The organism is Actinoallomurus acaciae, from assembly GCF_042429965.1.
Taxonomy (GTDB): Bacteria; Actinomycetota; Actinomycetes; order Streptosporangiales; family Streptosporangiaceae; genus Actinoallomurus; species Actinoallomurus acaciae.
Map to the genome: position 1 here is coordinate 1 of NZ_JBHLZP010000295.1, position 10,511 is coordinate 10,511.

The following is a 10,511-nucleotide window of genomic DNA, read 5'->3' on the forward strand; positions in this document are numbered from 1 at the left end:
AGCCGGCAGTGGTGTTCCGGCAGCGCGACGCCGGCGGGGGCGGCCGGGGCGCCATCGGCCGTCCGCACCGTCAGATGCATGCCGAAGACCAGGAGCCGCCGGCGCGGGTCGTGCCCGGCGACCGGTTCGTCCCCGGGCGCGAACAGCACGCAGCTGCCGGCCGCCAGGGCGTGCCGCCGCCCGTCCAGCGTGAGGTGCCCGGAGCCGTCCACCACGTACCACAGCAGGTGGTCCGGCAGCGGGCGGGCGTGCCAGGACCAGCCCGGTTCGCAGCGCCAGTACGTGGGCGACGTGACCAGGCGGGCCCGGACCTCCGGGCCGTACGGAGCGGGCAGCGGATGCGTCGATCGGTCAACTTCTCGCGCCGATCGTTGCTGGTCGATGGCGGTTCCCTCCTTCAGGATCTCCGTTAGGGCCTGGGCCTTCACCCCGGGTCGGTGAGCGTTCCCGAGACCGGGGAGGAGAGGCCGTGAGCGATTCCGGCAAAGAGGTGTTCGACCGGGAAGGCTATCTGGTGGCACGCGGGGTGTTCGGCGCCGGGGACGTCGACCGGCTGCGGGACCACTTCATGACACTGCGGCGGCGCGGTCCGCACCCGCACGACCTGGCGGGCGTAGGGGTCGCCGGGCACGACCCGCTGCGGCGCTACCCGCGGATGGCGCAGATGCACCGCTGGGACGAGGTCACCCTGCGGTGGCTCATCGACTCCCGGCTCCGCGAGCGCCTGACCGCCCTGCTCGGCGCGGAGCCCTACGCCGTCCAGTCGATGCTGTACTTCAAGCCGCCCGGCTCCCGTGGCCAGGCCCTGCACCAGGACAACTTCTACCTACGGGCCGAGCCCGGCACCTGCGTCGCCGCCTGGATGGCGCTGGACCCCGCCGATGAGGAGAACGGCTGCATGATGGTGGTGCCCGGGAGCCAGCGCTGGCCGATCCTGTGCACCGCCAAGGCCGACACCCGGGTCAGTTTCACCGACGTCACCGTGCCCGTACCCGACGACCACCCGAGCCGGCCCGTACGGATGGAGCCCGGGGACGTACTGTTCTTCAACGGCTCCCTGGTGCACGGCAGCAGGCCCAACACCAGCACCGGCCGATTCCGGCGGGCGCTGATCGGCCACTACGTCCAGGCCGAGGCCAAAAAGGTCGCCGAGTACTTCCACCCGGCGCTGCGCATGGACGGCACACCCCTCCACCTGGGCGTCAGCGAGGGTGGCGGCCTGTGCGGTGAGTGGACCGACACCGACGGCGTCCCCGCCATCGCCCTGACCGGCCACCAGACCATCACCCGCAGGCACGAATAGACCGCGTCCCCGGCCCGTGCGCGTACCCCCGGCACGGCGCGCGCAGGTCGGCGAACCCGATCACCCGAGGAGGGCCGTTCGACGGCCGCGCACTACGATGCCGTAATGCCATCTCCCCGGCAGCCCGTGCTCTCCCCGGGGCCCGTTCTCGCCCTCCTCGCGAGTCTGGCCACCTTGGCGTGGTGGGGATTCGTGGGCCTGGCCTCGGAGAACTTCGGCAGCGACTGCGTCCTGCTCGGCGAGTTCAGCGCCGTCGGGGACCACTGCCGCGCGGTGAACCAGGCCGCCAGGGCCGCCCTTCCGTGGCTGGTCCTCGGCGCGTTCGCCGGCGCGGTCCTCGGTCTCTGCGTCCCGCGGCCGGTCCCGGTCGTACGGCGTGCGGCCGTGACGCTGACGATGCTGTGCGCCGCCTCGGCGTTCGGCGTCGGCGGCTGGGCCCTGTGGCTGTCGCCGTGACCCTCGGCCCTTCAGCCGGGGTGGGCGTACCGGTGCTGCGCCGCGCGTACCTCCAGGCACAGCGTGCGCAGGTCGGCGCCGGGCCGGTCGAGGCCGTGGGAGGCGGCACGCGGGTCGGTGCGGCGGTGCCGCAGCGTGCTGTTGAAGGCCAGGTCGAGCGCGTCGTGCAGCATGTACACGTGGTACCGGACCAGCCCGAGCGCCCGCGTGCGGTACTCATCGAGTTCGGGGATCCCCACCGGCTCCTCCAACTGCCCCGCCATCCGCACGAACCGGTACGCCAGCCGGGTCGCCTCCCGGGCCAGGCGGACGGGCACGTCGTACGGCTCGGCGGCGCAGAGCCGGACGATCCGGTCGGCCTCGGGCTGGATCTCCACCGCCCAGTCGAGCACGGTGATGAGCCGGGCGAGTTCCTCCGGGTAGGACGGGGCGGGCATGGGAACGACCTCCGCGGCATCGGCGGCCGGCGGTAGGCCGCCGGTCTCCACTCTCGTCCCTGCCGCGGCACGGGACAAGCCGTACGGGACGCCCGCCTCACCACTACCAGGGCGGACCCGTTCTCTTTTTTCTACAAAACCTGGACGCAGGTCGAAGAAACTTTAGAATAATCGGAAGGCCGAGCGAGGAGGAGACCATGTCCGGCTCCGAGCCACCGGTGTCGTTCCAGACCCGTCCGGACCGCTACCGCCACTGGCGGATGGAGTTCGACGACGACGTCGCCTACCTCGTGATGGACGTCGACGAGCGGGGCGGGCTGCGGCCCGGCTACGAGCTGAAGCTCAACTCCTACGACCTCGGGGTCGACATCGAGCTGTACGACGCCGTGCAGCGGCTGCGGTTCGAGCATCCCGAGGTCCGCGCCGTCGTCATCACGAGCGATGACGAGAAGGTGTTCTGCGCCGGAGCCAACATCCGCATGCTGGCCGCCTCCAGCCATCCCTGGAAGGTGAACTTCTGCAAGTTCACCAACGAGACCCGGTGCGGCATCGAGGACGCCTCCGAGCACTCCGGCCAGACCTACATCGCGGCGGTGAACGGCACCGCCTCCGGCGGCGGCTATGAGATCGCGCTCGCGTGCGACCGCATCCTGCTCATCGACGACCGTTCGGCGGCGGTGTCGCTCCCGGAGGTGCCGCTGCTGGGCGTCCTGCCCGGCACCGGCGGGCTCACCCGTGTCGTGGACAAGCGCCGCGTGCGCCGTGACCGGGCCGACGTCTTCGCGACCAAGCCGGAGGGGTTCAAGGGCCGCACCGCGGTCGAGTGGGGGCTGGTCGACGAGGCGGTCCCCCGCAGCCGGTTCGAGCAGACCGTACGCGAGCGTGCGCGGCAGGCCGCCGCCGAGTCGACGCGCGCCGGGGAGCGCGGCGTCCCGCTCCCGATGCTCGAACCCGAGATCACCGCCGACCGCATCGCGTACCGGCACGTGACCGCCGAGCTCGACGGCGACCGGGTGACCATCACGGTCCGCGCGCCGGAGAGCGCGGCCCCGCCCCAGGTCGTCGACGCGGACTTCTGGCCGCTCGCCATGACTCGCGAGCTCGACGACCTCATCCTCTGGCTGCGCACCAACGAGCCCGAGCGCGGCACCTGGGTGCTCCGGACGACCGGCGACATCGACGCCGTCCTCGCGTACGAGGAGGCGATGACCGGCGGCAAGGACTGGCTCGCCGCCGAGATCCGGCATTACTACAAGCGCACCCTGAAGCGGCTCGACGTGACGAGCCGCAGCCTGGTCGCGCTCATCGAACCGGGAAGCTGCTTCGCCGGCGCCCTGCTGGAGACGGCGCTCGCGTGCGACCGGCAGTACATGCTCGAGGGCGCCGAGCTCGTGGTCACCGACGCGAACTTCGGCGCGTTCCCGATGGCGAACGGATGGAGCCGGCTGGCGTCGCGCTTCCACGGGGAGGACGCGCCGCTGCGCGACGTGCGCGGGCGGCGCCTGGGCTCGGAGGAGGCCGAGGAGCTCGGCCTGGTCACGCTCGCCCTCGACGACATCGACTGGGACGACGAGATCCGCATCGCGCTGGAAGAACGCGCCTCGCTCAGCCCCGACGCGCTGACCGGCATGGAGGCCAACCACCGGTTCGCCGGACCCGAGACGCTGGAGACCAAGATCTTCGGCCGACTGTCCGCGTGGCAGAACTGGATCTTCACCCGGCCCGGCGCGTCCGGGCCCGACGGTGCCCTGAGCAAGTACGGCACCGGCGTACGAGCGACGTTCGACCGTAAGAGGGTCTGAGGCAGATGAGCGACCGATGAGCACCGCCGACTATCAGGAGAAGATTCCGAACAACGTCGGGCTGGCCGACGACCGGCGCCTGCAGCGCGCGCTGGAGTCGTGGCAGCCGGGGTTCCGCGACTGGTGGGCCGAGATGGGGCCCGAGCTGCCGACCGAGGACGTCTACCTGCGCACCGCGGTGAACGTCGGGCGCGAGGGCTGGGCGCACTTCGGGCACGTGCCGGTGAGCGAGTACCGCTGGGGCGTCTTCCTCGCCGACCCCCGCCAGGACCGGCGCATCGCGTTCGGCGAGCACAAGGGCGAACCGGCGTGGCAGAAGGTGCCCGGGGAGTACCGCTCGGCGCTCCAGCGCCTCATCGTCATCCAGGGCGACACCGAGCCGGCGAGCGTCGAGCAGCAGCGCCGCCTCGGCTACACCGCCCCCAGCCTGTACGACCTGCGCAACCTGTTCCAGGTCAACGTCGAGGAGGGCCGTCACCTGTGGGCGATGGTCTACCTGCTGCACGCCTTCTTCGGCCGCGAGGGCCGGGAGGAGGCCGGCGAGCTGCTGCGGCGCAACTCCGGCAGCGAGGACTCCCCGCGCATCCTGGGCGCGTTCAACGAGGAGACGCCCGACTGGCTGTCGTTCTTCATGTTCACCTACTTCACCGACCGGGACGGCAAGTACCAGCTCGGCACGCTGAAGGAGAGCGGCTTCGACCCGCTGTCGCGGACGTGTGAGTTCATGCTCAAGGAGGAGGCCCACCACATGTTCGTGGGCACCACGGGCGTGGACCGCGTCGTCGGGCGCACGGCGCGGCTGATGGTCGAGCACGACACCGACGACGCCGGGCCGCACGGCGCGATCCCGTTGAACGTCATCCAGAAGTACCTGAACTTCCACTACAGCGTCAGCCTGGACCTGTTCGGCGGCGAGACCTCCACGAACGTCGCGAACTACTTCTCCGCCGGGCTGAAGGGCCGCTGGCAGGAGGAGCGCCGCAAGGACGACCACCTTCTCATCGACCGCGGCGCGTACGTCGACGCCGTCGAGGACGGCGAGCCGGCGCGGGTCGAGGTCGAGGCGCTGACCGCGCTCAACACCGACCTGCGCGACGAGTACATCGCCGACTGCGAGAGCGGCGTCAAACGCTGGAACCGCATCCTCGCCGAGGCCGGTCTCCCCCACCGGCTCGCCCTGCCGCACCGCGCGTTCAACCGCTATGTCGGGGCGTTCGCCGGGATCAACGCCTCGCCCTCCGGAGAGGTGCTGACCGACGACGAATGGGAGGCGCATAAGGGCGCCTGGCTCCCGACCGACACAGACAAGACATTCGTCGCATCCCTCATGCATCCGGTATATGAGCCGGGTAAGATCGCAAGTTGGCTCGAACCCCCGCGTAACGGAATCAACGGCAAGCCGTTCGACTACGAGTACGTTCACTTCCTCTAAAGGGGCGTGGTCCGGTGTTCAACGCCTCCACTTACCTCGTCGACCGCCAGGTCGAGTCCGGCGGCGGCGACCGTACGGCGGTGGCCGGGCCCGGGGGGACCCTCACCTACGCCGAGCTGCTCGGCCGCGTCCAGCGCATGGCCTCGGGCCTGCGCGCGGTGGGAGTGCGGCCCGAAGAGCGCGTCATGATCTTCATGCCGGACTCCCCCGGCATGCTCGCGCTCATCCTCGGCGCGATGCGGATCGGCGCGGTGCCCGTCCCCGTGTCGACCATGATGACCGCACGCGACCTCGCCGGGGTGCTGCGCGACTCGCGGGCCCGCGTGCTGGTGGCGGGAGCGGAGTTCGCCGCCGCCGCGGAGGAGGCGGCCGGGTCCGCGCCGGACCTCGCGGTGTTCGCCCTCACCGGGGAGACGCCGCCGCGGGCGCCGGCCTGGGCGCAGAGCCACCTGCTGGCGAAGATCGCCGAGAGCGACGGCGCCGGCGACCCGTACCCGACGAGCCCGGACTCCACCGCCCTGTGGCTCTACACCTCCGGCACCACCGGCCGGCCGAAGGGCGCGATCCACCGGCACGCGTCGATCCGGTCGGTCTGCGAGACGTACGGCGCGCGGGTGCTGGGCATCCGGCCGGACGATCGCTGCCTGTCCGTGCCCAAGCTGTTCTTCGCCTACGGCATCGGCAACTCCTGCTTCTTCCCGCTCTCCGCGGGAGCGTCGGCCGTGCTCGAACCGGCCCGCCCCACGCCCGCCGGCATCGCCGAGCGGCTCCTCGCCGAACGCCCCACTCTGTTCTTCGGCGTGCCGACCTTCTACGCCGCGCTGCTGTCCGCCGACCTGCCCGCAGAGACGTTCGCCTCCGTACGGCAGGCGGTCTCGGCGGGAGAGCCGCTGCCCGCACCGATCCTCCGGCGGTTCGCCGAGCGGTTCGGGGTGGAGATCCTGGATGGCATCGGGGCGACGGAGGCACTGCACATCTTCGTCTCCAACCGCCCCGGTGAGGTGCGCCCCGGCTCGACCGGCCTGCCGGTGCCCGGCTACGACGTGCGGATCGTCGACGACGCCGGCGCCGACGTCCCGCGCGGGACCCCGGGGCACCTCATGGTGCGCGGCGACTCGATCGCGACCGGCTACTGGTGCCGTACCGACGTGACGCGCCGCGTGTTCCAGGGCGAGTGGCTGCGCACCGGCGACACCTACGTCGCCGACGAGGACGGCTCGCTGCGGTTCCTCGGCCGCTCCGACGACATGATCAAGGCGGCGGGCATCTGGGTCTCGCCGAGCGAGGTCGAGGCGCGGCTGCTGGAGCATCCGGGCGTCGCGCAGGCCGTGGTGGTCGCGATGCCCGACGGCGACGGCCTGGACAAGCCGGTCGCCGGCGTCGTACGCGCCGAGGGCGCCACGGTGACCGAAGAGGAGATCATCGCGTTCTGCCGCGAGGAGCTGGCGGCCTTCAAGCGCCCGCGCGCGGTCTTGTTCCTCGACTCCCTGCCGACCACCGCGACCGGAAAGGTCCAGCGGTACATCCTGCGCGACGCGTTGCGGGAACGCGACTTCACCCCCTGACGGCCCGCACGCGGGTTTGACTCCTTCTCCTCCGGGGAGTCTGGCTGCAGACTTCAGGAGGTAGGGAGCATGGCCGAGCGCAGCGAGCGAATCGAGGGCACGCCCCCGTGGTCCCCCTCTCGGGCAGAGGGGGACTCATGACCGCACAGGGTGCGCGCTTCAGGGTCACGGGCGGCAAGGTGGCCTCCAGCGGCGCGTTCCGCGCGCTCGGCCGCGCCGGTCTGGCCGCGCGTGGCGTCATCTACATCATCGTCGGGGCGCTGGCGGTTCAGATCGCCTTCGGCGAGGGCGGCAAGGAGGCCGACCGGCAGGGCGCGCTGCACGCCGTCGCCCAGACGCCGGGCGGCACGGTCCTGCTCTGGCTGCTGGCCGTCGGCCTCGCGGGCATGGCGATCTGGCGCTACAGCGAGGCCGTCTGGGGCCAGGCCGCACCCGAGGGCGGCAAGGCCACCAAGCGCCTGTCCTCCCTGGCCCGCGGCGTGTTCTACACCGTGGTCTGCGCGAGCACGGTCGCCTTCACCGTCGGCGCGGGCGGCCCGGGGTCCAGCGACAAGAAGAGCAAGGACTGGACCGGGAAGGCGATGCACGACCTGCCCGCCGGGCGCTGGATCGTGCTCATCGCCGGGCTCGGCCTGGTCGCCATCGGCGTCGGCATCGCCGTCGCCGCCGTCCGGACCAGGTTCGAGAAGAAGCTCAACACCCATCAGATGAGCCCCGGGGTCCGCAAGGCGGTCACGACGGTCGGCGTCGTCGGCAAGTCCACCCGCGCGCTCGTCTACGCGGCGGCGGGCGTGTTCATCGCCTACGCGGCCATCACGTTCGACCCGGACAAGGCCAAGGGCGTGGACGGCACGCTGCGGCAGTTCGCACACACCGGGGCCGGGCCGGGGCTGCTGGTCCTGATCGCACTCGGCCTCATCGTGTTCGGCGTGTACTCCTTCTGCGAGGCACGCTGGCGCCGCGTCTGACCCGTCGGCATCTCCCCGCGGCGGGTCGCCGGATGCTCCTATGGTTCGTCAAGCGGATGATCTCTTGCCTGTCCTTGCCATGCTTGGTGCGTCGTTGCACGTAGGTGCGGGTGCTCGGGTCAGTGGCCATGCGGGTGATCGCGATTCGCCACAGCGCGCGGTTGGCGTCGCCGTCCCCGCCGTGGTTGAGGCGGTGCCGGTCGGTCTTGCCAGAAGAGGCCGCCGGTAACGGTGCCACGCCGCACGGCACGGCTGGCCAGCCTACGCAACGTGGTCTTGACCGCCACCGCCGGATCGTCGCACCTGCCGCGATCGGGCCGCAGCGCCGCACAGACGGCGATCAGCTCGCCGGTGGACAGGCCACGCAGCTGAGCACGGACCTGCTCAGGCGCGGTCACGACCAGCGCCTTGATCCGACGCTGAGCGGTAGCGCGCCCGGTGATGGCGCTACGGCGGGCGACCCGCAGGTTCCGCAGCGCCTCGACCCGCCCATCGCGATGCTTGGGCACTCCGGTACGGACCTGAGCGAGCGCGGCACGGGCCGCGGCCTGGGCATCGGCACGCACCATCCGGGCGATGACCTCACCGGGAGGCGCTCACCTACATCCTCGCTGTCAGTCGAGGTGGTAGACGCGCAGGGCGTTGCCGCCCAGAGCCAGGGCGGCGGTCTCCTCGTCCGGGCACAGGTCGGCGACCGCGCGGGCGTTCGACGCGATCCCCGGGACTCCCGGCCAGTCGGTGCCGAAGATGAAGCGGCGGCTCAGCCGGGCGAAGTCGTGTCGCGCGTAGTACTCGGGCAGCCGTCTCGGGGGCAGGCCCGAGAGCTCGATCCACACCGTCTCGCGGGACAGGGCCAGGAAGGCCGCCGCGTCGTACCACCAGCCGCGTCCGCCGTGGGCGAGGACGAGGTTCAGCGTCGGGAAGTCCCGCAGCACCTCATCGAGCAGCACCGGGTCGGCGTAGCCGTTCATCGACCCGGGGAAGCTGCTCGTGCCGCAGTGCACGACGACCGGCACGCCGCGGTCGCGGCACACCTCGTACGCCGGGTACAGCGCGCGCTCGTTGGCCGGGAAACCGCCGTGCACCGGGTGCAGCTTCAGCGCGACGGCGCCGAGGCCGAGTTGACGCTCGACCTCCTCCGCGACCGGGAAGTGCAGGTGGGGGTTGAGGTTGGCGACGAGGCGCATGCGCGCCGGGTCGTGGGCGGCCAGCGGCAACAGGTCCTCGATGGGCTGGATCCCGGTCGCCTTCGGGCTGTACTCGCTGAACATGAGCACGACGTCGACGCCCTCGGCGTCCAGCAGCTCGCCGAACCGCGCGGGCACCACGGCGCCCTCCGCGTCGTACACCCGGCCCAGCGCATCGGCGTCGCCGAAGTCGGCCGCCCAGTCGTGCCAGGCGCGCTTCAGCGTCGCCAGCCGCGCCGGATGTGTGTGGGCATCGACGAGAACGTGACCATCGAGCACGAAGCCGTCCGTTTCTTGACAATGGGTTTTTACTTCCGGGCCATGATGCAACACGCGTCTGTAGAGTGACATGGGTGACCGCCACTCGCCCCACCTTGACCCGGCGCCACGCGGTGGGTGAGACGAGCGCGCGTTCCCTGCTGCTGACCGTCCTCGGCGAGTTCGTCATGCCGCAGGAGAGCCCGGTCTGGACCGCCACGATCGTCGAGGTGCTCGACAGTCTCGGCGTGGAGGAGAAGTCGGCGCGCCAGGCCCTCGCACGCACCGCCGGCGACGGGTGGCTGTCCTCCGAGCGTGTGGGGCGCAGCGTCCGCTGGTCCCTGACGCCGTCCGGCCGGCGGCTGCTCACCGAGGGCGCCGAGCGCATCTACGCCTTCGGCACACCGCCGCCCGTCTGGGACGGCGTCTGGCTGATCCTGTACGTCTCGGTGCCCGAGTCCAAGCGCCGGCTCCGGCACCGGCTCCGTACGAAGCTGACCTGGGCGGGCTTCGGCTCGCCGGGCCCGGGCATGTGGATCTCGCCGATACCGTCGCGCGAGCCGGAGGTCCTGTCGGTCGTGCAGGGGCTCGGCCTCGACCAGGGCGCCATGTCGTTCACCGCGCGGTTCGCCGCGGTCGGCAGCGAGCGGGAGATGGTGCGCCGGGCGTGGGACCTCGACGCCGTCGCCGCGCAGTACGCCGGGTTCGTCGAGACGTTCGGCGAGCTGGAGCCCGCCTCGGTGCACGACACGATGCTCGCCCAGACGCGCCTCGTGCACGAGTGGCGCCGGTTCCCGTTCCTCGATCCGCGCCTGCCGACCGCGTTGCTGCCCGAGGGCTGGATCGGCGACCAGGCGCGCCGGCTGTTCGCCGAGCGGCACACCGAGTGGTCCGACGTCGCCCAGCACCGCTGGCGCGAGCTGATCGGCCGATAGCGGCCGGGCTCCCGGCCCGGGGGCGTCAACACCTGGTCACCAGCAGCGCGGGGTCGTCCAGGACCCGTTCCACGACGAGGGACGCCGCGCCCAGGGCGGCGGCGTCGCCGCCGAGCCGCGACACCGTGATCCGCGGCGGGGAGCGCCGGACGAGGCCCGCCCCGCCGG

The 10,511-nt window shown here is 71.8% G+C and carries 12 protein-coding genes; 7 read left to right on the forward strand and 5 right to left on the reverse strand.

Going from position 1 to position 10,511, the window contains the following annotated elements:
* A partial coding sequence (locus ACFFNX_RS31090; RefSeq protein WP_378209435.1) for an AraC family ligand binding domain-containing protein occupies positions 1–428 on the reverse strand: 428 nt, incomplete at its 3' end.
* Positions 429–469: 41 nt separating this feature from the next.
* On the opposite strand from ACFFNX_RS31090, the gene ACFFNX_RS31095 reads away from it, so the two are divergent.
* Complete coding sequence (locus tag ACFFNX_RS31095; RefSeq protein ID WP_378209436.1) at positions 470–1,303, forward strand: phytanoyl-CoA dioxygenase family protein; 834 nt, start codon at positions 470–472, stop codon at positions 1,301–1,303.
* Positions 1,304–1,408: 105 nt separating this feature from the next.
* On the forward strand, positions 1,409–1,759 hold the full coding sequence (locus tag ACFFNX_RS31100; RefSeq protein WP_378209437.1) for a hypothetical protein: 351 nt from the start codon (positions 1,409–1,411) through the stop codon (positions 1,757–1,759).
* 11 nt (positions 1,760–1,770) lie between these two features.
* On the opposite strand, the gene ACFFNX_RS31105 is transcribed toward ACFFNX_RS31100, so the two are convergent.
* Positions 1,771–2,196 (reverse strand): hypothetical protein, encoded by a 426-nt coding sequence (locus ACFFNX_RS31105; protein ID WP_378209438.1) that lies wholly within the window; start codon positions 2,194–2,196, stop codon positions 1,771–1,773.
* A gap of 197 nt (positions 2,197–2,393) precedes the next feature.
* Here ACFFNX_RS31105 and boxC point away from each other — a divergent pair, with 197 nt between their 5' ends.
* The 4 genes from boxC to ACFFNX_RS31125 all read left to right on the forward strand — a co-directional run bounded on the left by boxC (position 2,394) and on the right by ACFFNX_RS31125 (position 7,963).
* Positions 2,394–3,998: a 2,3-epoxybenzoyl-CoA dihydrolase gene (boxC, locus tag ACFFNX_RS31110; protein WP_378209439.1), complete on the forward strand. Its 1,605-nt coding sequence runs from the start codon at positions 2,394–2,396 to the stop codon at positions 3,996–3,998.
* Positions 3,999–4,014: 16 nt separating this feature from the next.
* Positions 4,015–5,430, forward strand: a complete 1,416-nt coding sequence (gene boxB / locus ACFFNX_RS31115) for a benzoyl-CoA 2,3-epoxidase subunit BoxB (RefSeq protein ID WP_378209440.1) — start codon at positions 4,015–4,017, stop codon at positions 5,428–5,430.
* 14 nt (positions 5,431–5,444) lie between these two features.
* Positions 5,445–6,995 (forward strand): benzoate-CoA ligase family protein, encoded by a 1,551-nt coding sequence (locus ACFFNX_RS31120; protein ID WP_378209441.1) that lies wholly within the window; start codon positions 5,445–5,447, stop codon positions 6,993–6,995.
* A gap of 137 nt (positions 6,996–7,132) precedes the next feature.
* Entirely contained in the window at positions 7,133–7,963 is an 831-nt protein-coding gene (locus ACFFNX_RS31125; protein ID WP_378209442.1) for a DUF1206 domain-containing protein, read from the forward strand.
* Here ACFFNX_RS31125 and ACFFNX_RS31130 read toward each other — a convergent pair.
* The 3 genes from ACFFNX_RS31130 to ACFFNX_RS31140 are packed head-to-tail and all read right to left on the reverse strand — an operon-like array spanning position 7,911 to position 9,429.
* Complete coding sequence (locus ACFFNX_RS31130; RefSeq protein ID WP_378209445.1) at positions 7,911–8,201, reverse strand: transposase; 291 nt, start codon at positions 8,199–8,201, stop codon at positions 7,911–7,913. The genes ACFFNX_RS31125 and ACFFNX_RS31130 overlap by 53 nt on opposite strands.
* Complete coding sequence (locus ACFFNX_RS31135; RefSeq protein ID WP_378209446.1) at positions 8,083–8,532, reverse strand: hypothetical protein; 450 nt, start codon at positions 8,530–8,532, stop codon at positions 8,083–8,085. The genes ACFFNX_RS31130 and ACFFNX_RS31135 overlap by 119 nt, the downstream gene beginning before the upstream one ends.
* Positions 8,533–8,577: 45 nt before the next feature.
* Positions 8,578–9,429 (reverse strand): amidohydrolase family protein, encoded by an 852-nt coding sequence (locus ACFFNX_RS31140; protein ID WP_378209443.1) that lies wholly within the window; start codon positions 9,427–9,429, stop codon positions 8,578–8,580.
* A 74-nt stretch (positions 9,430–9,503) separates the two neighbouring features.
* Between ACFFNX_RS31140 and ACFFNX_RS31145 the strand changes: the two genes are divergently transcribed.
* On the forward strand, positions 9,504–10,343 hold the full coding sequence (locus tag ACFFNX_RS31145; protein ID WP_378209444.1) for a PaaX family transcriptional regulator: 840 nt from the start codon (positions 9,504–9,506) through the stop codon (positions 10,341–10,343).
* Positions 10,344–10,511: the final 168 nt, after the last annotated feature.

Bases quoted from the DNA above. Each gene is read 5' to 3' on its own strand.
- ACFFNX_RS31100 (WP_378209437.1), top strand. From the start codon at position 1,409: ATGCCATCTCCCCGGCAGCCCGTGCTCTCCCCGGGGCCCGTTCTCGCC.
- ACFFNX_RS31105 (WP_378209438.1), bottom strand. From the start codon at position 2,196: ATGCCCGCCCCGTCCTACCCGGAGGAACTCGCCCGGCTCATCACCGTG.
- boxC (WP_378209439.1), top strand. From the start codon at position 2,394: ATGTCCGGCTCCGAGCCACCGGTGTCGTTCCAGACCCGTCCGGACCGC.
- boxB (WP_378209440.1), top strand. From the start codon at position 4,015: ATGAGCACCGCCGACTATCAGGAGAAGATTCCGAACAACGTCGGGCTG.
- ACFFNX_RS31125 (WP_378209442.1), top strand. From the start codon at position 7,133: ATGACCGCACAGGGTGCGCGCTTCAGGGTCACGGGCGGCAAGGTGGCC.
- ACFFNX_RS31135 (WP_378209446.1), bottom strand. From the start codon at position 8,532: ATGGTGCGTGCCGATGCCCAGGCCGCGGCCCGTGCCGCGCTCGCTCAG.